16 protein-coding genes are annotated in these 20,897 nt (G+C 70.9%); 10 read left to right on the forward strand and 6 right to left on the reverse strand.

The window, feature by feature from the left end; translation table 11 throughout:
* Window positions 1-23: 23 nt before the first annotated feature.
* Window positions 24-545 carry a hypothetical protein gene (locus RIE08_03265; protein ID MEQ8716605.1) on the reverse strand — a complete coding sequence of 174 codons (522 nt, stop codon included), beginning with the start codon at window positions 543-545 and terminating at the stop codon, window positions 24-26.
* A gap of 40 nt (window positions 546-585) precedes the next feature.
* Between RIE08_03265 and dtd the strand changes: the two genes are divergently transcribed.
* Window positions 586-1,023 carry a D-aminoacyl-tRNA deacylase gene (gene dtd / locus RIE08_03270; protein ID MEQ8716606.1) on the forward strand — a complete coding sequence of 146 codons (438 nt, stop codon included), beginning with the start codon at window positions 586-588 and terminating at the stop codon, window positions 1,021-1,023.
* Here the strand turns inward: dtd and lnt are convergent.
* Together lnt and RIE08_03280 are read right to left on the reverse strand one after the other, a co-directional pair.
* Window positions 1,001-2,521 (reverse strand): apolipoprotein N-acyltransferase, encoded by a 1,521-nt coding sequence (lnt, locus tag RIE08_03275; GenBank protein MEQ8716607.1) that lies wholly within the window; start codon window positions 2,519-2,521, stop codon window positions 1,001-1,003. The two genes, dtd and lnt, sit on opposite strands and share 23 nt — an antisense overlap.
* A 112-nt stretch (window positions 2,522-2,633) precedes the next feature.
* Window positions 2,634-5,645, reverse strand: a complete 3,012-nt coding sequence (locus tag RIE08_03280; protein MEQ8716608.1) for a BTAD domain-containing putative transcriptional regulator — start codon at window positions 5,643-5,645, stop codon at window positions 2,634-2,636.
* A gap of 169 nt (window positions 5,646-5,814) precedes the next feature.
* On the opposite strand from RIE08_03280, the gene RIE08_03285 reads away from it, so the two are divergent.
* Together RIE08_03285 and RIE08_03290 are read left to right on the forward strand one after the other, a co-directional pair.
* Window positions 5,815-6,204, forward strand: coding sequence for a hypothetical protein (locus RIE08_03285; GenBank protein MEQ8716609.1), 390 nt, complete (start codon window positions 5,815-5,817; stop codon window positions 6,202-6,204).
* Window positions 6,205-6,248: 44 nt separating this feature from the next.
* Window positions 6,249-6,803, forward strand: coding sequence for a TIGR03086 family metal-binding protein (locus RIE08_03290; GenBank protein ID MEQ8716610.1), 555 nt, complete (start codon window positions 6,249-6,251; stop codon window positions 6,801-6,803).
* 76 nt (window positions 6,804-6,879) lie between these two features.
* On the opposite strand, the gene RIE08_03295 is transcribed toward RIE08_03290, so the two are convergent.
* The 3 genes from RIE08_03295 to hemE form a co-directional block, all read right to left on the reverse strand.
* Window positions 6,880-7,089, reverse strand: a complete 210-nt coding sequence (locus RIE08_03295; protein ID MEQ8716611.1) for a hypothetical protein — start codon at window positions 7,087-7,089, stop codon at window positions 6,880-6,882.
* A 146-nt stretch (window positions 7,090-7,235) separates the two neighbouring features.
* Window positions 7,236-8,618, reverse strand: a complete 1,383-nt coding sequence (gene hemG / locus RIE08_03300; protein MEQ8716612.1) for a protoporphyrinogen oxidase — start codon at window positions 8,616-8,618, stop codon at window positions 7,236-7,238.
* Window positions 8,615-9,688 carry a uroporphyrinogen decarboxylase gene (gene hemE / locus RIE08_03305; GenBank protein MEQ8716613.1) on the reverse strand — a complete coding sequence of 358 codons (1,074 nt, stop codon included), beginning with the start codon at window positions 9,686-9,688 and terminating at the stop codon, window positions 8,615-8,617. The genes hemG and hemE overlap by 4 nt, the downstream gene beginning before the upstream one ends.
* A gap of 37 nt (window positions 9,689-9,725) precedes the next feature.
* On the opposite strand from hemE, the gene RIE08_03310 reads away from it, so the two are divergent.
* From RIE08_03310 to RIE08_03340, 7 genes are all read left to right on the forward strand, one after another.
* Window positions 9,726-9,989, forward strand: a complete 264-nt coding sequence (locus tag RIE08_03310; GenBank protein MEQ8716614.1) for a hypothetical protein — start codon at window positions 9,726-9,728, stop codon at window positions 9,987-9,989.
* A 181-nt stretch (window positions 9,990-10,170) separates the two neighbouring features.
* Window positions 10,171-12,177: an AAA family ATPase gene (locus tag RIE08_03315; protein ID MEQ8716615.1), complete on the forward strand. Its 2,007-nt coding sequence runs from the start codon at window positions 10,171-10,173 to the stop codon at window positions 12,175-12,177.
* Window positions 12,178-12,205: 28 nt separating this feature from the next.
* The gene (locus RIE08_03320; protein ID MEQ8716616.1) at window positions 12,206-16,792 is read left to right on the forward strand and encodes a DEAD/DEAH box helicase; all 4,587 of its coding nucleotides are present in this window, start codon (window positions 12,206-12,208) and stop codon (window positions 16,790-16,792) included.
* On the forward strand, window positions 16,779-17,564 hold the full coding sequence (locus RIE08_03325) for a DNA-formamidopyrimidine glycosylase family protein (protein ID MEQ8716617.1): 786 nt from the start codon (window positions 16,779-16,781) through the stop codon (window positions 17,562-17,564). The genes RIE08_03320 and RIE08_03325 overlap by 14 nt, the downstream gene beginning before the upstream one ends.
* Window positions 17,565-17,871: 307 nt before the next feature.
* Window positions 17,872-18,093, forward strand: coding sequence for an antitoxin MazE family protein (locus RIE08_03330; protein MEQ8716618.1), 222 nt, complete (start codon window positions 17,872-17,874; stop codon window positions 18,091-18,093).
* A complete protein-coding gene (locus tag RIE08_03335; GenBank protein MEQ8716619.1) occupies window positions 18,090-18,419 on the forward strand; it encodes a type II toxin-antitoxin system PemK/MazF family toxin in 330 nt (109 codons plus the stop codon). Before RIE08_03330 ends, RIE08_03335 begins: the two co-directional genes overlap by 4 nt.
* Before the next feature lie 504 nt (window positions 18,420-18,923).
* The coding region (locus RIE08_03340) for a DNRLRE domain-containing protein (protein ID MEQ8716620.1) at window positions 18,924-20,897 on the forward strand (1,974 nt) is incomplete at its 3' end.

Here is a 20,897-nt window from a genome sequence, read left to right on the forward strand (position 1 = left end):
GAGCTGTGCGGTCCGCGGAACGGTCACCGCACGGTACCTGGACGGGCCGCCTGAGCCGGTCGGCCGACGAGGCCCAGCGTGACGACGGCGGCCGTGCCGAGAGCGATCGACACGTGGGCGATCACGTCGCCGGCGTCGCCGTCGAGTGAGCCGGTCAGGTCCTCGACGCCCCGGACCACCGCTCCGACACCCACCACGAGCGCGCCGACCACCACGGCGACGTGTGTCGGGCCGACCGTGGTGTCGCGCCGACCGATGCAGCCGCACGGGACCGCGAGGGGCGACATGGCGAGGGCGAAGGCGACGAGGGCGATTCCGGCCGTCACCACGACCACGAGCGCAGCCGGCCCTCGTCCGGGCCAGGCGAATGCGACGGCGGCGACGGCCAGCTCCACGACACCTGCGGCGCGTCCCACCGCGTCGGGGACGCGCACGCCGAGCGATGCGAGCGCGTCGACGGCGTCCCGGGGTTCGAGCATCTTCGTGGCGCCCGCGACGGCGAGCACGATCAACCATCCGTGCAGGAGGGCGGCGACGGCGTCCACGGGCCCGAGCGTAGGGCTACGGCGGTACCCTCCGCCGACGATGAGGGCAGTCGTACAGCGTGTCGAACGGGCCGAGGTCCGCGTCGACGGTGAGGTGGTCGGTGCGATCGGTCGGGGATTGTGTGTGCTCGTCGGCGTGACCCACGACGATGATGCCGCCTCCGCAGCGAAACTCGCCGACAAGATCTGGAACCTGCGGGTGATGGCCGACGACGGCGGCGTGATGAACCTGTCCGTGGCCGACACCACCGGCGAGGTGCTCGTCATCAGCCAGTTCACCCTCTACGGCGACACGAGCCGGGGGAGGCGACCGTCGTGGGTCGACGCCGCCCGCCCCGAGGCGGCCGCACCGTTGGTGGAGGCGGTGGTCGACGAGCTCCGCGAGGCCGGTGCGACGGTGGCCACGGGCATCTTCGGCGCCGACATGGCCGTCGATCTCGTCAACGACGGACCTGTCACGCTCCTGTTGGAGGTGTGACGGTGCCGTCCCGTGTGTCGCGACGGGCGAGTACCCATGCGGCGAAGATCGAGGCCAGGGCGATCGACACCATCGGCCACGGCCCGTAGCGGATCGCCCAGGTCTGACCGGTGCGCTGCTCGATGGTCCCGCGGATGATCTTGGTCTCCGAGACGCCCGAGCGGTCGATGACGTCGCCGTCGGGTTCGACGATGGCACTGAAGCCCGTGGGCGCGGCCTGAAGGACGTAGCGGCCCGTCTCGAGGGCCCGCAGACGGCTCGAGGCGATCTGTTGGCTCTGCACGATCGTGAGCCAGTAGGAGGAGCCGTTCGTCGGGTTCAACACGACGGTCCCGCCGTCCTTGATCCCCTCCCGGGCGCGGTCCTCGAAGAACACCTCCCAGGAGATGACGATGCCGAAGTCCCCGATGTCGGTAGCGAGGATCGCGGGGCCCGTGCCGGCGACTGCTTCGCGGGACGGGAGCGACTCACCGGCGAGTGGCTCGATGAACGAGCGGAACGGGAAGTACTCACCGAAGGGGACCCTGCGTTCCTTGTCGTAGCGGCTGACGACGTCGCCGTCCGGGTCGATGGCGACGGAGAAGTTCAGGAACTCACCGGGACCGCCGTCTTCGATGATCCCGGGGATGAGGTAGGCGTCGAGGTCCCGGGCGAGTTGGGAAAGTTCGGCTTCGAGGTCACTGCCGGCGAACGTGCCGTCGACGTCGACGACGTTCTCGGGCCACAGGACCAGGTCCACCGGCGCCTGGATCAGGCGGCTCGCCTCGAGGTGCCGTTGGAACACCTCGCGCGAGTCCGTGTCGGTCGCCCGCGTGCGTTGGGGCCCCCCGCCCTGGACGATGGCGACATCGAGTGTCCCGATGGCGGTGCCGGTCGGGGCGACCGCCGCGCCGACGGCGGCGAGGCCGACGATCGCGGCGGCGCCGACGGCGATCCGCGGGCGACGTTCGACCAGCGAGCTCAGGCCGACTCCGACCACACCGACGAGCCACACGGCGAGAAGGGGGCCGAGGACACGCACGGTCGGTGCGAGGGGTGCATCGGCCTGGCTCATCGCCAGGGTGGACAACGGGACGCCGCCGAAGGGCCAACGCCACCGGACGGCGGCGACCACGACGAGCATCGCCGGTAGAGCGATCGGTCGCCAGCGTCCCTCGGGGATCGCCGCGGCCCCGAGGCCGTACATGGCGGCGAACGCGAGCCCGGCGATGATCCAGCCCGGCGGGGAGAAGTCGAGCATCCACAGCGTGGACGGGAACAGCCACGACGCCGCGACCGCAGCGGCCCGCAGGAAGCGGGTCTTCGGGGGCTGACCGGCGAGGAGACGGTCGAGTCCGGCGACGCCGACGAAGGCCAGCGGCCAGAACCCCCAGGGCGGCATCGAGAACGCGATGGCGAGACCGGACGCGATGGACGCAGCCGCGCTGATCAGGCGCGACCTCGCGTCGGTGCCTCGCGGGACCGTGAGCGGAATCGCCCGCGGTGTGCTCAGCGCCACCGGGGCACCATCGTCGACGTCACGCCGACAGTGTCGTCGTTACGGCCCCGAACCCCACCGCAGGGGGCCGGCGCCCGTCGTCGCCTGCCGTGCAGACCCCGCCGCAGCGCCGTCACGTCGCCGTCGTCAGCCTTTCCATGTGGTGGACAACGAACTCGACGATCTCGCTGTCGCTCATGGCGGCGCCCCGAGCAACGGCCTCTTCGAAGGCATCGGCGCCGAGTAGCGAGCGCAGTTCCTCGACGGTGTCGGCCAACCTCTGCGCGTCGGCGGGCTCGAAGGGCAGCGCGTGGGCCGCACCGGCCGCCACGAGGGCGCCGTGGAGCACGGCGGCCACCTCGAATGCACCCAGGTCCGTCAGGATCCCGAACACGTGGCGCAGCGACAGCCACTGGTTGGCCCAGTCGCCGCCGCGGTACCAGGTCCGGACGACCCCGCCGTAGCCCTCCAGAGCTGCGAGGTGCTCGCCGGACCGCGCACGGAGCCAGTGGACCTCGGTCAGCGCGAACGCGCCGATCCAGCGGTTGCCGGCCGACGCGCCGAGCTGGGCAGCGGTCTCCAGGTTGGACAGCGCTTCGGTGGCATCCGTGCGTTCGAGGGCGAGCCCGAGCGCGTAGGCGGCCAGAGAACGGGCGGTGGCCGATCCGACCTCAGCGGCCGCGGCCTTGGCCTCCCCTGCGAGGACGGCGCCGCGGATGCCGTCGCCGAGGCTCGTGTAGGCGACGGAGCGCATGTAGAGGGCGTGGGCGACGCGGGCGGTGTCATCGGCGATGCGGGCGGATTCGAGCATCCGGTCCATCCACATCAGCGCCGTGTCGGGGTCGCCCTTGTAGAAGTGGGCGTTGCCGAGGACCCGCTCGGGAAGTCCGCTGTCGGACACGCCATCGGCTCGTTCAGCCTCCAGGGCCTGTCCCGCCAGCTGTATCGCCGCGTCGAGGTCCCCCCTGACCCAGTGGCCGTATGCGCACATCGCGAGGACCGTCGGGTACTCGGGGTGCTCGCCGGCCCCGGGCAGATCCGCCACGGCGGCGGCCCAGGCCATCACCTCGTACTGGACGCCGCGGAAGCCGAACTCGCGTAGCGCGGCCACGAGGCGCAGCGCCCGGTCCGTGTCGGCGGTGCGCAGCGAGAACAGGTGCGCCGAGCGCAGGTTGTCGAAGTCCCTGTCGAACCAGGCGGACCACACTGCCTCCTCCGGGGTGTCGAGCCCCTGCGCCCCGCGTTCGGCGAGGTCGACGAACCATGACAGGTGGCGGAGCTCCACGGCGGCGAGGTCGCCGCTGTCTGCGAGGCGGTCGAGCCCGAACTCCCGCAACGGCTCCAGCAGGCGGTAGCGGGGGACGCGGGGGTCGGTGAGGATCACCATCGACTGCTCGACGAGGTCGGCGAGGGTGTCCACCGGGTCCGGCCGGTCGGCACCGGCCTGCCCACAGACCGCTTCGGCCGCCGTGAGGTCGAATCCACCGGCGAAGACGGCCAGCTCGGCGAAGACCCGGCGCGATCGCGGGTCGAGCAGGTCGTGTGACCAGCGGACGAGCTCGACGAGCGACCGTTGGCGCCCGTCGCGACCGTGTTGGGGACGGCCGAGGGACTGCACGCGCTGGTCGAGGCGTTCCGCCAGGGCGGCTACGCCCATGGCCCGCAGACGCGCCGCTGCGAGTTCCAGGCCGAGGGGGATGCCGTCGACGCGCCGACAGATGGCGGCGACGATCCCGGCGTTCTCCTCGTCGAGCTCGAAGCCCGGTACCGCGGCGGCCGCCCGGGTGACGAACAACTGGACCGCGGAGGACCGGCTGATCTCGTCGAGGGAGTCGGCTCCGAGGTCGGGGAGCGAGAGGGGCGAGACGACCACGACGAACTCGCTGGCGAGGCCCAGGGGCTGGCGGCTCGTCGCCAGGATCCGCAGCTGCGGACACGACGATCGGAGCCGGTCGACGAGTGGCGCGACGGTTTCGGTGACGTGTTCGCAGTTGTCGAGGACGAGCAGCGCCCGCCGTGGCGCGAGGTACTCCTCGATCGTGGCGACGAGGGTCCGCGCCTGGCGCTGCTGGACGTCCAGCGCGTGGGCGAGGACGCGCCCGACCCCGCCGGGATCCCGCAGAGCTGCGAACTCGACGACGGTCACGTCCCCGCCGAGGTCGGGGGACAGGTGGGCCGCGGCGCGCATCGCGAGGCGTGTCTTGCCCACTCCGCCCGGACCGGTCACCGTGACGACCGGATTCGCCGTGAGCGCCTCGGCGAGGTCCGCGACCTCAGGGTCACGGCCCACGAACGAGGTCGATCCGAGGAGGGCCGAATCGGCGCTGACGGCCCCGGCGGGCGCGCCGCCGGTCGCCGCAGGGGGTGGCCGCAGCGAAGGATCGTCGGCGAGGATCCTGGACTCGAGGTCTCCGATGGCGGCCGATGCGTCCAGACCGACCTCGGTCCCGAGCATCTCTCTGAACTCCGCGGCGCGGCGGAGAGCCTCGGCCTGACGGCCCGTGTGGTGCAGGGCGGTCATGAGCGACAGCCGGAAGCTCTCGCGCAGCGGGTGCTGCTCGACGAGGCCCTCGAGCTCGCCGACCATCGAGGCGGCATCGCCACGCGCCAGCCTCGCCCGGACCCACTGGTCGGTCGCGACGAGCCGCAGCTCGTCGAGTCGGACGGCTTCGGCCCGGACGTGTTCCAGGTCGCAGTGCTCACCGAACGCCGGCCCCCGCCACAGCGAGAGTGCGTCGTCGAGCAGGTCGGCGGACTCGACCGGTTCCACGTCGCGCGACCGTGCCAGGAGGTCCTCGAAGCGGTCCGCGTCGATGTCGGCGTCGTGGACCACGAGCCGATAGCCGCCGGTCTCGTGACGGATCTCGAATGCCGGGTCCAACACCCTGCGCAGTCGTGAGACGTGGCTCTGGACGCTCGCCGGCGCGGAGCGTGGTGGGGCGGCACCCCACAGCGTGTCCACGAGACGGTCGCCCGAGACGGCCCTGCCGCGCTGGGCGATGAGGGTCGCCAGGAGCTGGCGCGCCTTGGGCCCACCGAGCGAGGGCCGGGAGTCGCCCCGGTACAGGACCAGCGGGCCGAGGACGCAGAGGGTCACGTCGCCGTGGGCGTCCTCGCGGTGGCGGGTGTCGTCGTGCGCTGTCAAACCCCTTGCGATCCCCGTGGTCCCGCCTGCGGATTCGCCGACAGAAGTCTGCAACCACCCTACGGGATCGTATGAGCGCGGTCCTCGTGTCGTTCCCGGTACCGCCGGGGCGGGGGCCACCGGGTGGGGCCACGTGGCCCCCCCGGCCCACGACATGGAAGGAACGGATATGCACCTGACGAAGGATTCGATCCCGGTCAAGATCGACGCTCCCGGAGCCGTCGCCCGCCAGAAGACGGATTTCGGCGACGCGTCCGGCTACGGGTCGATCGGCGGCGAGTACTTCACGTTGGCGGCCGGCACGGACCTCGCACCGCTGCTGCAGGGTCTCGCCGGCGATGTCTGCCACGCCCCGCACTGGGGCTACATGATCTCGGGTCGCCTCGTGGTCGACTACTCGGACGGGACCGACGAGACCTGTGAGGGCGGCGAGATCTTCTACTGGCCTCCGGGACACAGCGTCCGGGTCACCGATGACGCCGACGTGGTCCTCTTCAGCCCCCAGCATGAGCACACCGCGGTGCTGGACCACATCCTCGACAAGATGTCCGCCGGTTGACCCGGACCGGCCAGAACCACCTGTACGACGACCGAGGAGACACCATGCAACCAGACAGACAACTCGCCACGATCCTGCCGATGCTGACGAACATCGTCGGCCGCATCGAGCCTGGGCAACTCGACAACCGGACGCCCTGCGCGAAATTCGCGGTCCGTGACGTGCTCGACCACATGGTCGGCGGAGCGGACTCCTTCGCCCCCGCATTCAGGGGCGTCGATGCTCCGTCGCCGGTGGAGGCCGACACCGACGCGCATCCCGCCGCCCGGTTCCGGGCCGCCATGGCCAACCTGTTGGATGCCGTGCAGAGCCCCGGGGCTCTCGGGCGCACCGTCGAGGCGCCCTTCGGCTCCGTCACCGGCGACGTGTTCGCCCGCTTCGTCGCGTTCGACGGGCTCGTGCACGGATGGGACCTGGCGACGTCCACCGGACAGGCCTACGACCCGCCCGAGGACCTCGTGCGTGAGGTCGATGCCTTCGCCCGTCAGGCCCTCGCGCCCGAGATGCGTGATGGCGACACGTTCGCGGCGGAGACGGAGGTCTCCAGCGACGCCGGTCCGCTCGAGCGGCTCGTGGCGTTCTCGGGGCGCAGCGTCTGAGCATCCGCCCGACGTGGCGAGCCTGCCCGACATCGGTGGAGTCGGGCAGGTCCACCGGGCGGGGGTGCCGAGCCGGTCAGATCTCGCAGGCGGTGCCGTCCGCCCAGGTGTCGCCGTCGCTGAGTTCGATGCTCAGCTTCTTGCGGAGCCCGCCGCGCACGTCGATGCGCATCATGTGGGCGAGCCCGAGGATCTGGGGCGCGACGAGGACCCGCAGCTCGTCGTCGAGGCGTTGCGTGCGGTACCGGGTGAGGTTCTTGCCTTTCGTGTTGGTGTCGACCGACACCTCGGCGACCTTGCCTCAGCCGGTGGGCCTGATGAAGTCGACGGCCATCGTGCCGCCCTTGCGTCGTAACAGGTCGACGGCGGTGTCTGTGATCTCGATGTTCACGTTCGCCTGAACCCTCTGTGGTCGACGGTCATTCCGGTCGGTCACCGGCCAGTGCGGCCAGGTGCGTTGGCGGCGGTCACGGCCATCCGGGCCGCCGTGCGTCCCTGGTCGATACAGGCCGGTACGCCGATGCCACGGTAGGACGCCCCGGCGGTGAAAACGCGCTCACGCGAGAGGGCTTCCTCGATGCGGATCACCCGTTCGGCGTGGCCCGGTGCGTACTGGGGGAACGAGTTCGGCCAGCGGGAGACGCGCACGTCGTCTGGTTCGGCTGCGATGCGCATGATGATGGCCAGGTCGTTGCGGGCGACCCGGATGAGTCGGGCGTCGTCGGCGGATGCGATCTCGTCGTCACCGGCCCGCCCGACCGATGCCCGCAACACGACATGACCGCCGCCGATGTGGTCCCACTTCGACGACGTCCACGAGCAGGCGGTGATGGTGTGCGGTGATCCCGCGGGGACGAGGAAGCCCGATCCGTCCAGGCTGATCGGCACCTCTCTCGGTTCGTACACGAGCGTGATGAACGCCACCGACGTCGTCTCGATGGCCCGCAGTTCGGCGGCCGCCGCGGCCGCCCAGGGCTCCACGAGGTCGGCCGCCGGCGCGGCTTCGGTTGCGAGCACCACCGCGTCGGCGTACTCGGTGCCCTCGGCGGTCTCCACTGCGATCCGGTCCCCCTCGGGGGTGATCGACCCCACCCTCGAACGCAGCCTCAGGCGGCTACCCAGCCGGTCGGCGATCGTGTCGACCAGTGACCCCATCCCCCGACGGGGGGCGTAGAAAACCGGGTCGTCCGGTGAGGCGCCGGCCTTCGCCCGCCCGAGTTCGAGACCGCGTACGAGGCTCGCGTGGGCCCGTGCAGCCGAGGCGATCTGGGGGACGGCTTCCAGCCCGAGACGGTCGACGTCGCCGGCGGCGATCGATCCGATCAGTGGAGCGACGAGCCGTTCGAAGATCTCGTCGCCGAGGCGGCGACGGATGAGCGAGCCGAGGGTGTCGGTGGCCCGCACCGGGTCGACGTCGCGCCCGAGGTCCGAGCGCAGGGCCGCGACCGCGGCGTCCGAGACGATGCCGGATGCCGCCAGGGCATCGGGGTCCAGCGGAACGCCGAGGATCTGGGGGTGAGGGAGAGGCTGGAGGCGCCCGTCGAGCCAGATCTGCGCATTGCCACGGGCCGGGGCGACGAGTTCGGTCTCGAGGCCCAGCTCGCGACACAGGTTCACGGCGGCCGGTACCCGGGCGAGGAACGCGTCGGCGGCCTCGTCCACGGCGATGCCCGCGACCGACGAGGTGTGGATCTTCCCGCCGGGCCGATCCGCGGCCTCGTGGACGGTCAGGGTCGCGTCCGGCTGATGGCGGCGGATCTCCCATCCGGCCGCGAGTCCGGCCATCCCGGCACCGACGACGACGATGTGGCTCACGGGGCCGCGGCGGTCTCCGGCACGCCGTCGGCGCGCCCCTCGGCGTGGACCAGCTCGACCACGCGCTCGAGCACGGACGGGTCCGTGTCGGGCAGGACGCCGTGTCCGAGGTTGAAGATGTGGCCCGGATGGCCGCCGTTGCGGGCCAGCACGTCGCGCACCGCCGCCTCGACCGCATCCCACGGCGCGAAGCACGCCGCCGGGTCCAGGTTGCCCTGCAGTGTCACCTCGTGGTCGATGCGGGCGCGGGCGACGTCGAGGGGGACCCGCCAGTCCACGCCCACCACGTCCACGCCGGGGAGCGCCATCGCCGACAGCAGTTCCCCGGTGCCGACGCCGAAGTGCACGACGGGAACGCCCAGGTCCGCCACGGCGTCGACGACCCTGCGCGTGGCGTCGATGACGTACCGCTCGTAGACGGGCGGCGACAGCGCGCCCGCCCAGCTGTCGAAGATCTGCACGGCGGAGGCACCGGCGGCCACCTGGGAGCGCAACGAGGTGATGACGAGGTCGGCCAGGCGGTCCAGCAGGTCGGACCACAGCGCCGTGTCGCCGAGCATCATCGCCTTCGTCTTCGTGTACGTGCGGCTGGGTCGACCCTCGATCAGATAGCTCGCGAGGGTGAACGGGGCCCCCGCGAAGCCGATGAGGGGGACGTCGAGCGCGTCGACCACGTTGCGTACCGTCTCCAGGACGGCGGGTGTGTCCACGTCCGGCTCGAGCGGGCGTAGCCGCTCGAGGTCCGCGCGGCGCGCGAAGGGGACCTCCGCCACGGGTCCGACGCCGGGCACGACGTCGATGCCGAAACCGACCGCGTGGATCGGGACGACGATGTCCGAGTAGAGGATCGCCGCGTCCACGCCGTAGCGGTGCACGGGCTGGAGCGTGATCTCGGTGGCGCGGTCCGCGTCGGCGATCGCGTCGAGGATCGAGCCTTCCCCCCGGACCGCGTGGTACTCGGGCAGCGAGCGGCCCGCCTGGCGCATGAACCACACGGGTACGCGGTCGCCGGGTTCACGGCGACAGGCCCGAAGGTACGCGGAATCGGGGTACGTCTTGGGTTGCGCCACGTCGTGAACGCTACCGACCGGACCCCACACTGACCCCATGCGCAAATCGATCGACGACTACCCGTTCGACCCGGCCGACTACCCGCCGTCCTACGAGGAGGAGGACCTCACGGCCATCTCGTGGGCCGTCGCCATCGCCGACGACTACGAGGACGCGGAGCCCCGCATCGTGTTGACCGTCGAGGAGGTCGGCCGCGCCGGTTACGGCCTGGTCGCCCACCTCAGCCCCGGGATCGCCCGCCGGTTGCGTGCGGCCATCCGTGACGGCCTGCGAGAGATCGGCGAGGACCCGGGCACCTGACGGCTTCCCCCAGACACCTCCCGTTGCGCGGAGTGCGGCGATCGGGGTCTGGATACCCTGAAGGACCCCCCGTCGGTACCTCTTCGAGGAGGTAGCCATCCATCCCGATTTCGACGCCGAACAGGCCTACATCGACAGCGCCCATGCCCTGCTCGACTCCTCCCGCGAGGTGGCGCTGCGCATGGGTGGCATGGTCGAGGTCGGCGCCGGTGGAACCCATCAGGCCCGCGTGGAGCGCGAGGCCATCCAGGAGTCGATGCTCGCGCGCCTCGAGGCGCTCGACGTCGGCGACCAGTCCCTGATCTTCGGACGTATCGACCAGACGCCGGATGCCGGTGCCGGCAGCTACTACATCGGCCGGGTCGCGGTGTGGGACGCCGAACGCGAGCCCGTGGTCGTGGACTGGCGCGCGCCCGTCGCCGAGCCCTTCTACCGGGCCACCGGTCGGGTCCCGATGGGCCTCGTGCGGCGTCGCCACTTCGCCACCCGCGGCCGCGAGTTGCTCGGTATCGAAGACGAGTACTTCGGTGAGGCGGCGCTGGGCCTCGCCGACGACGAGGCCGGCGCCGTCGCTGCGGGCGACGGTCCCGGCTCCACTCAGGGCACCCGGACCCTGATCCACACTCTCGAGACGGCCCGGACGGGGCGTCTCGGCGACGCCGTCGCCACCATCCAGGCCGAACAGGACGAGGTCATCCGCGCGCCGATGCAGGGCGTGTTGATCGTCCAGGGCGGCCCGGGAACGGGCAAGACGGTGGTGTCCCTGCACCGGGCGGCGTACCTGCTCTACACACACCGGTTCCCGCTGGAGGGCCAGGGCGTTCTCGTGGTGGGTCCCAACCGGCTGTTCCTCACCTACATCGAGCAGGTTCTCCCGTCCCTCGGCGAGGCCGGTGTGGAACTCGCGGTGCTCGGCGACCTCCTCGGCAAGGCCCGGGTGCGTGACTTCGACCCCGACGACGTCGCCCGGGTCAAGGGAGACGTTGCGATGGCCGACGTGATCGACCGGGCGGTGCGGGACCGCGAACGTCCGCTGCGCGAGGACCTGGTCATCGGCTACGGCCTGGAACGGATGCGTCTGACGGTTGCCGAGAGCCGTCGGATCGTCACGCAGGCCCGGCGTCGGTTCCGCACCCACAACGGTGCGCGCCGCTTCGTCGTGGAGTCGGTCAACGCGGCGCTCGCTGCGTCCGCGCGGTCCGAACCGGACCCCGAAGAGGTCGGGGAGCGTCTCGAAGGCCGACTCGAGGTGCGAGAGGCACTCGAGTGGATGTGGCCGGTTCTCACGGCCACCCACCTCCTCCACGACCTCTACGGCTCCAAGGCCCTGTTGCGTTCCGCGGCGGGCAGGTTCTTCGAGGAACACGAGTACCTCGCCCTGCACCGTGAGCGCAGCCACGCGGACGAGGTCGTGTGGACCAACGACGATGTTCCCCTGCTCGACGAGGCGCGCTACATCCTCGGGCCGCGCCCGGGGCGCAAGGAAGCCGACGCCGTCCGCACCTACGGCCACATCGTCGTCGACGAGGTCCAGGACCTCTCGCCGATGCAGTTGCGCATGCTGGCGCGTCGTTCGCTCAACGGTTCCATGACGCTGGTGGGCGACATCGCGCAGGCGACGAGCGCGTGGGCCCACGACGACTGGGACACGATTCTCGAGTACCTGCCGAGTCGCCACGAGCCCCGTCTGCGGGAGTTGACCGTCGGCTACCGGCTGCCGGGCCCGACGATGGACCTCGCGGCGAAGGTGCTGGCCGAGGCGGCCCCCCAGCTCACCGCTCCCGTGCCGGTGCGCCGTCGCGGTGACGAGCCGGTGTTCGTCGAGACGGGCCCCGACGGTGTTCTCGACGCGATCGTCGACGCCGTGCGCGCGGAACGCGACGAGGTGGGCACGGGCAACGTGGCCGTGATAGCGCTGCGGGACCAGGTGACGGCGATCGGCGACGCCCTGACCGCGGCGGGGATACCGAGCGGGGTCGCCTATCACGGTGCGCTCGACATGCAGGTCTCGGTGGTCCCCGTGCGCATGGTGAAGGGCCTCGAGGTGGACTCGGCGGTCGTCGTCGAGCCCGCCCGGATCGTCTCGGAGGTGGCCGCGGGGATGAGGTCCCTGTACGTCGCGATCACCCGAGCCACCAAGCGGCTGACGATCGTGCACTCCGAACCGCTGCCAGAGGCTCTGCGCTGAGCGGCCCGGTGGTCCTAGGGTCGCAGCGGTGAGTACCACCGCGGCCGCGGACGCGGCCGTCCTCGACCGGTTCAGCGACCCGGTCCGCACCTGGTTCACTACCACCTTCGGCACGCCGACGCCGCCGCAGTCCGGTGGATGGGGCCCGATCGCGGATGGCGACCACACGCTCATCTGCGCGCCGACGGGGTCCGGCAAGACGCTCGCCGCGTTCTTGTGGGGTATCGACCGTCTCGTCGCCGAGCCGCGTCCCGAGGCGGGCACGAGGGTTCTGTACATCTCGCCTCTGCGGGCGCTCGCGGTGGACATCGACAAGAACCTGCGCGGTCCGCTCACCGGCATCGCGCTGGCGGCCGAGCGGACCGGCACGCCGGTCACCGTGCCGACGGTGGGCATCCGTACCGGCGACACGCCGGCCGACGAACGGCGGCGGCTCAAGCGCCACCCACCCGACGTCCTGATCACGACGCCCGAGTCGCTGTACCTGATGCTCACGTCGCAGGCCCGCGAGACGCTCGCGCACGTCGAGCACGTGATCATCGACGAGATCCATGCCGTCGCGGCCACCAAGCGCGGCGCCCATCTGGCGCTGACCCTCGAGCGGCTCGCCGAGGTCTGTGAGAAACCCCCGCAGAGGATCGGGCTGTCCGCGACGCAACGCCCTCTGTCGGAGATCGCCCGGTTCCTCGGCGGGCGTGACGACGACGGCCGGTGGCGGCCCGTGACGATCGTCGACGAGGGATCGGCCAAACAGCTCGAGGTGGAGATCGTCGTGCCCATCGAGGACATGGCGAGCCTCGGGACCTTCGTGGAGGAGCCGACGTCGGGGCCGGCGGCCGCGGGTCCGGTGCGGCGCAGCATCTGGCCGTCGATGCACCCGATGCTGCTGGAGTTGATCGAGTCGCACCGTTCGACCCTCGTCTTCGTGAACTCGCGTCGGCTGGCGGAGCGCCTCGCCACCCGCCTGAACGAGTTGGCGCTGGACGGCGAGTCCCGGGGCGGCGAGTCCGACGGGACCTCACCGCAGGGTCCGCCTCTCGTCAAGGCCCACCACGGGTCGTTGAGCCGCCCGCAGCGCCTGTTGATAGAGGACGAGCTCAAGCGGGGTGAGCTCAAGGCGCTGGTGGCCACGAGCTCGCTGGAGCTGGGTATCGACATGGGTGCGGTCGACCTCGTCGTGCAGGTCGAATCGCCCGGAGCGGTGTCACGGGGTATGCAGCGCATCGGCCGGGCCGGTCACCAGGTGGGCGCGCCGAGCCGGGGGAAGATCTTCCCGAAGCACCGCGCCGATCTGCTCGAGGCGGCCGTCGTCGTCGAGCGGATGCTCGACGGCCGGATCGAACACACCCGGTACCTGCGCAACCCCCTCGACGTCCTCGCCCAGCAGATGGTCGCGATGTGCGCGATGGACGACTGGCCGGTCGCCGACATGATGCGCGTCGTGCGCCGCTCGGCGAGCTTCGCCGAGTTGACCGACGACGTCTTCCGCAACGTCGTCGAGATGCTGGCCGGGAGGTACCCGTCGGAGTCGTTCTCGGAGTTGCGACCGCGCATCGTGTGGGACCGGGTGGCCGATGTCCTGCGTGGCCGTTCGGGTGCGCAACGCCTGGCGGTGACCAACGCCGGGACCATCCCGGACCGGGGGCTGTTCGGGGTGTTCCTGCCCGACGGCACGCGGGTCGGTGAGCTCGACGAGGAGATGGTCTACGAGTCCCGACCGGGCGAGACGTTCCTCCTGGGCGCGTCCACCTGGCGGATCGAGGACATCTCCTACGAGCGGGTCGTGGTCACCCCGGCGCCGGGGGAGCCGGGGAGGATGCCGTTCTGGCACGGCGACGGTCCCGGGCGTCCCTTCGAGCTGGGTCGTGCCCTCGGTGAGTTCACGAGGGAGCTGCGGGAGCGCCCCGATGCCATCGAGCATCTGCGGGAGTCCGTCGGCCTCGACGACCGGGCCGCGGTCAACCTCGTCCAGTACCTCTCCGACCAGGCCGAGGCCACGGGAGTGGTCCCCGACGACCGCACGATCGTCGTGGAGCGGTTCCGTGACGAGATCGGCGACTGGCGGGTCTGCATCCACTCTCCCTTCGGTGCGCAGGTCCACGCCCCGGGGGGGGTGGCGCTGCGGGCGCGTCTCGCCGACGAGTGGGGCGTCGACGTGGAGATGATGTGGAGCGACGACGGCATCGTCGTTCGCCTCCCCGAGGCCGTGGACGACATGCCTGTGGACGAGTTGCTCATCGATCCCGACGAGCTGACGGAGTTGCTCGTCACACACCTTCCTTCGACGGCGCTCTTCGCGGCCCGCTTCCGTGAATGTGCCGGACGGGCGCTGCTCCTGCCCCGCCGCCGCCCGGATCAGCGCACCCCGCTGTGGCAGCAGCGCCAGCGCGCCGCGGACCTTCTGCGGGCGGCCGCGCCGCACCCGGACTTCCCGATCCTGTTGGAGACCACCCGGGAGTGCCTCGACGACGTGTTCGACGTCCCCGCGCTCCGCCAGCTGCTGCGTGACCTGCGCAGCCGGGCCGTGCGCGTGGTGTCGGTGGAGACGGCCAAGGCCTCGCCGTTCGCGCAGAGCCTCCTGTTCGGCTGGATCGCCGTCTACATGTACGAGGGGGACGCTCCTCTCGCGGAGCGTCGGGCCGCTGCGCTCGCCCTGGACCGGGACCTCCTCGCGGAGCTGTTGGGCTCGGAGGAACTGCGCGAGCTGATCGACGGTGACGTCCTGGCCGCGCTCGAGGCGGAGTTGCAACGACTCGTCGAAGGTCGCCGTGCCCGCGACGGCGACGAGGTCCACGATCTGGTCCGGGTGCTGGGACCGCTGACCGTCGAGGAGTTGACCGCCCGCTGCGTCGACGACCTCGACGTGGCGGCGACAGTGTCGGATCTCATCGAGCAGCGCCGGCTCATCGAGGTCGCGATAGCCGACGAGCCGCGGGTGGCCGCAGCCGAGGACGCCGCCCGTCTCCGTGACGCCCTCGGGGTCGCCCTCCCCGTCGGTCTGCCGGCGGTCTTCACCGAGCCCGTTCTGCGGCCGCTGGAGGACCTCGTCGCCCGGCACGCCCGGACCCACGGTCCGTTCACGACCGCCGACGTCGCGCGTCGCCTCGCCGTGTCGGTCGAGCGGGCAGCCGAGGCGCTGGAGGCCATTGAGTCCGACGGGCGGCTCGTGCGGGGCGAGTTCCGCCCCGACGGTCACGAACGCGAGTGGTGCGACGGCGACGTGCTGCGGTCGCTGCGCCGTCGGTCCCTGGCGGCGCTGCGGCGCGAGGTGGAGCCCACCGACGCGGCCGCGTACGCGCGATTCGCGCCCCTGTGGCAGGGGGTCGGCGGTCGCCGCCGGGGGATCGACGCGGTCGTGGAGGCGCTGACCACCCTGTCGGGAGCGGCGCTGCCGGCGTCGGTATTCGAGGATGACATCCTCGCCGCCCGGGTGGCGGGCTACCAGCGTTCTGACCTCGACGCGCTGTGCACGTCGGGAGAGGTCGTGTGGGTCGGAGCGGGTCCCATCGGCGCCACTGACGGGCGGCTCCGGCTGGTGTTCCGGGACCAGGCACCCCTCCTCGTGCCACCGTCCGGTGACGACGCCCCCGAGGGTCCGGTCCACGACGCGATCCGCGGACACCTGGAGGGCCGGGGTGCGTCGTTCTGGGCCGACCTCCTCGCCGCGGTTGCGGCCGCCGGTGCGGGATACGGCGAGGAGGAGGTTCTCGCCGCCCTGTGGGATCTCGTGTGGTCCGGTGAGGTCACGAACGATTCGCTCGCGCCCGTCCGGACGTTCGTGGCGGCACGGTCGAAGCGGGCGGCGCCGGCGCGCAAGGGTCGCCCCCGTCCGGGCCGCCTCCGGGCGACGGGACCACCGGCGGCGGCCGGACGGTGGTCACTGGTGGCCCCGCTGCTCGAACCACGGCCCACTGCGACCGAGATCGCCCACGCCCGCGCGTCCCAGCTCCTGGAGCGCTACGGCGTGCTCACCCGTGAGGCGGCGCTGGCTGAGGGGGCCCAGGGAGGTTTCGCCGGCGTCTATCCCGTTCTCAAGGCGCTGGAGGAGCAGGGGAAGGTCCGGCGCGGCTATTTCGTGGAGGGGCTGGGGGCGGCCCAGTTCGCGTTGCCGGGGGCGGTGGAGCGTCTGCGGTCCCAACGCCGGGACGCAACCGGTGTCCCGGACCGACCCGCCGATCCCCCCACTCCGGGGATGTGGGACGAGGCGGACGCCGACGGCGACCCCGCTGCCACCGCGGACGCAGCAGTGACGGTCTTGGCGGCCACCGACACCGCCCAGCCCTACGGGGCCGCCCTGGACTGGCCCGAGACACAGGGGCGGCCCGCCCGCAGCGCCGGATCGCAGGTGGTCCTCGTCGACGGCGAGCCCGCGGTGCTGTTGGAGCGGGGCGCCCGCAGTCTCGTCACGTTCCCGGCGTCGGCTGGTGACGACCGCTGGGCCGCCGCGCTGGCGCAACTCGTCGACCGGGGCCGCATCCGCCGGATCGAGATCGCGAAGGTCGACGGGGAGACCCTCACCGCGGAGAGCGCCGTGGCCCCGGCACTCGAGGCCGCCGGGTTCGTCCGCTCCTACCGGGGCTGGGCCTACGCGAGGCGCAGTCGTGCCCGAGGGTGACACCCTCCACCGGGTGGCCACGCGGCTGCGCCCGGCCTTGGAGGGTCGGACGTTGGAGCGCTTCGAAGCTCTCCGCCTCGCCGGTGACCGCCCGAGGCGGGGTGAGACGATCGTCTCGGTCGAGTCCGTCGGCAAGTACCTACTGATCGCGTTCTCGGGCGGGTTGACGCTCGCGACCCACCTGCGGATGACCGGCTCCTGGCACCTGTATCGGGTCGGTGAGAGGTGGCGGAAGCCCGCGCACCTCGCCCGGGCTGTCGTCGCCACCGACGAGTGGGTGGCCGTGTGCTTCTCGGCACCGGTGGTGCGGACCTACCCGACGGCGTCGCCGGGAGCGTCCCCCGTGGACCACCTCGGGCCGGATCTGTGCCGTCCCGACGCCGACATCGACGAGGCCGTCCGGCGCTTCGCCACCCATGCCGATCCCGACACGTCCATCGGTGACGCTCTGTTGGATCAGCGGATCGCCGCGGGGATCGGCAACGTCTACCGCTGTGAGGTCCTGTGGGCGTGCCGGCTGCACCACGACACGCCCGTGCGGGATGTGTCGGTTCCGGCCCGTAGGGAGCTTCTCGTCACCGCGGCGAGGTTGCTGAAGGCGAACCTCGGGGGAGGGGAGCGGCGCACCGTTCCGGGGGGACTGGCGGTCTATGACCGGGCCCGTCGACCGTGCCGCCAGTGTCAGACCCCGATCGAGGTCGGCCGTACCGGCCGCGACGGCCGCATCGTCTACTGGTGCCCCCGGTGTCAGGTGTCGGCCGCCGCAATGTGATCCCGGTCTGATCGGGTAGTAGTCCTTCGCGCCTTGGCCCGGTGACCGCCTCGGGCGCGTGCGGCGCGGTTGGCGGTGAGTGCGAGGGCGACGTGTCAGTGGCGTGAGATGACGGCGATGGGTTCGTGGTGTGGCGTCGTTGGTGGTGGGCACGGCAGCCGTGCCCGAGGGTGACACCCTCCACGAGATCGTTCCTCCTCGAACCTCTGCCCGGGCATCACTCGCTCGAGGTGTCGGAGTTCGAGGTCGACCCACGGGGCAGACCGCGAGGGCGGGCCATCCAAGGCGTTACATGTAACATCGGGCCATGGCCGCGCCGCAGGAAAACGCCGGGGTGAAGGGGCGAGTGCGGGAGCACCGTCGGCGGCTTCGTGCCCAAGGCCTTCGGCCCGTGCAGATCTGGGTTCCTGATGTGCGGTCGCCAGAGTTCGATGGCGAAGCCCGTCGCCAGTCGGCCGCGGTCGCCGCGAGTGCTCATGACGCGAAGGATCAGGCGTTCATCGACGCGGTGAGCCTGGACGACGATTGAAGCGCGGGGAGATCTGGACCGCTTCCCCCGGCTCGGGATGCGTCGGCAGGCCGCGACCCGTCGCGATCATCCAAGACGACCGATTCGACGGAACGGACTCGGTGACGGTCTGCGCCTTCACCACTGATCCGACCGAGGCACCGTTCTTCCGTCTCCGCGTCGAGCCGGACGAGGTGAACGGGCTACGCGAGCCATGCAGCCTCATGGTCGACAAGGTCACGACCGTTCCTCGATCCAAGCTCGGCGAACCCATTGGCAGGCTCGGCGACGAAGAGCTCGTCCGCCTCGGCCGCGCGATCCTCGTCTTCTTCGGCCTCGCTGGCTGACCGGTAGGTGAGGATCTCGGCGCTCTTGTCGCGCTCCCGCGTCGAAAGCGGTCGCCCGCACGGTGCGCGAGGGCGCATCGTCTACTGGTGCCCCCGGTGTCAGGTGGCACCGACCGCGATGTGATGCAGTTCTGGCGTCGTTCGTCGTGGGCACGGTGGGCGGCTCGAACAGTGGACGGGTCCGGCGGTGAGGCCCACGGCGCTTTCGTGAGCCGCGGTGGAGATTCTTTCTGGCTTTCTTGTAATCGGATCGCGTCGCTAGGGGATAGAGGCTGGTAGAGGCGGATCTCGTTCCCTCCCTCCAGCGGGTTGGGCCGGTCGACTCACCCCGTCGGCCGGCCCGACTCGACCGCCGAGGCGACCCGCACGGCCACGCGAAGCTACTCGCCGGTAATTAATACAGAGAATTCTGATCACAGAAAACTGATTATTGACTCGGCGGCTCGGGTATCTTAGGGTCCGGCACCTGTTGTGTTGTTTCGTCTCTTGGCAGGGGCTCGTGTGATGGCGGTTCGGCGGATCTATCTGTTCGTGTTGGTCGCGTTGTTGGCAGCGGTGTTGCCGTTGGCGTCGATCGATCTCGCTGACGCGCAAGACCGCGGCGAGCGCTTGTCGTTTTCGGGCGGCGCGGAGCCGGACCGGCTGGTGCGGTCTGATTCGGCGGGCCCGACGGTGCCGGCGGTGTCGCCGGGATGGCCGAACGCTGATGAGATCGGCGACGAGTTGCCGACGCATCGCTTCAGCTCCGACGACGCTGCGGGAGCGCCTGAAGGCGAGGGCCGGGAGCGGGCGCGCCTTGTCACCCCGAACGATTCGGGGATTGCCGATGGGGAGGAGTTGTCGCTTCGGGTGCCGTTTGGCGGCGAGCGCGGGCCGGTGGAGTTGGTGGGTGACGGCGCGGGCGGGGTGCGCTCGGCGCCGGGTTCCGCATTCGATGTCGAGATCCCCGGGACGGCCGGCGGCGCCGCGAGCCGCACCGATCGCACGCCGCCAGCAACGCTGGCCCCTGAGGCGCCTTCTGAGAGCGTCGAGGATCCCGCTGGTGTGCAGGGTGTCGACGGTGGGGAACCGGCTTCGGGCGGCGAAGACGACCCAGCCGATGACACGAGCCCGGTCGATGATGTTCCGGCGCCGGGACCGACGACTGAGCCAGACGGTGTGGCGCCGGGGGCCGTCGATGGGTTGTCGCGGTCGGTCGCCGCGGTGACCGTTGACGGTGAGCGCCTGGTGTTGGGCGTCGATGGCGGGGTGTCGGCGCCGGGCCGGTCAGCTGGTGGCGGCTCTGGTGTGCGTTTCGGTGATGTCGCGGCGTCGGGTGCCGATGTCACCGTGGCGGCGTCGGATGTGGGAGTGAAGACGACCTGGGAGCTCGCGTCGATCGCCGAGTTCGACGCGGGGCTGGTCGAAACCCTCGAAATTCCTGCGGGCTGGGCGGCGACCCAGGTCGGTTCGGCGGTGGAGATCCGCGACGAGACCGGCGAGTTGGTCGTGTTGTGGGCGGGCGGGCCGGTGTGGGACGCGCAGATCGCAGCGGATTACGGCTTCGCTTCTGATGGCGATCTGAACCCCTACACACTCGCTGCTGTCGCGGCGCTCGAAGGTGTCACCGACGAGGCCGAGGTCGAGCGGATCCTCGCGGAGGAGGTCCCGTCGAGTCAGGTCGTTGGGTACGCGTCGGTGGAGCTTGTCGGTGTCGTCGACGGCGTGGTGACTGTCCGCCACGTCGTCGACCCTGCTTGGATCGCTGATCCGGTGCGGGTGTGGCCGGTGTCGGTTGATCCGACGTTGGCGCCGAACCCGTCGAATGGATACACGACGAACGAGTACTTCCCGAACTCGTCCTATTACTGGGCGACCAACGACGGGTTCACGGTTGGTCAAGGCATCGGCCAGTACGAGAAGACCGGATATGTCGAGTTCGACTTATCAACGATTGAAGACTCCGGCGCCTTGATCGACTCGGCGACCTTGGAGCTGTATCAGGACTACGCCGATACGTGTTCGAGCCGCCTTTTGGAGGTCAGCCGGCTGACCGAGGCGTTCGATTCGTCGGTGTCCTACAACAACCCCTCGTCGATCACGACCAACGGGCAGGCGTCGCAGAACTCGAACAAGGGCCGGTTCTTTTGTTCGGACGGCTGGATCTATGTCGATGTGACCGACATCGTCCAAGCGTGGGCGGATGGCGTGACGAACTACGGGTTCCGCCTCGACGGCGACTACACATCAACGAGCTCCACGAAGATCTTCGAGGATTCCCCTGCGCCAGTGTTGGACATCACCTACACGGCGTTGTCGGTCGACGCGACGTATTCGCCGCTGTCGACGCCGGTGGGGAACTATCCCGAGGCGGGTTCGGATGTGTCGAGTCCGGTGTTGGGGGACCCGCAGGGCGGCGTGTTGCCGGTTGCGGTCACCAATGACGGGAACCGTGACTGGTTCGATCTGGGTATCTGTTTGGGGTATCGGCTCTATGAC

The sequence above is a fragment of the Acidimicrobiales bacterium genome (genome assembly GCA_040219085.1).
GTDB lineage: Bacteria > Actinomycetota > Acidimicrobiia > Acidimicrobiales > JAVJTC01 > JAVJTC01.

Bases quoted from the DNA above. Each gene is read 5' to 3' on its own strand.
- RIE08_03330 (MEQ8716618.1), top strand. From the start codon at position 17,872: ATGGCCGCGCCGCAGGAAAACGCCGGGGTGAAGGGGCGAGTGCGGGAG.
- dtd (MEQ8716606.1), top strand. From the start codon at position 586: ATGAGGGCAGTCGTACAGCGTGTCGAACGGGCCGAGGTCCGCGTCGAC.
- RIE08_03310 (MEQ8716614.1), top strand. From the start codon at position 9,726: ATGCGCAAATCGATCGACGACTACCCGTTCGACCCGGCCGACTACCCG.
- RIE08_03285 (MEQ8716609.1), top strand. From the start codon at position 5,815: ATGCACCTGACGAAGGATTCGATCCCGGTCAAGATCGACGCTCCCGGA.
- RIE08_03290 (MEQ8716610.1), top strand. From the start codon at position 6,249: ATGCAACCAGACAGACAACTCGCCACGATCCTGCCGATGCTGACGAAC.
- RIE08_03315 (MEQ8716615.1), top strand. From the start codon at position 10,171: ATGGGTGGCATGGTCGAGGTCGGCGCCGGTGGAACCCATCAGGCCCGC.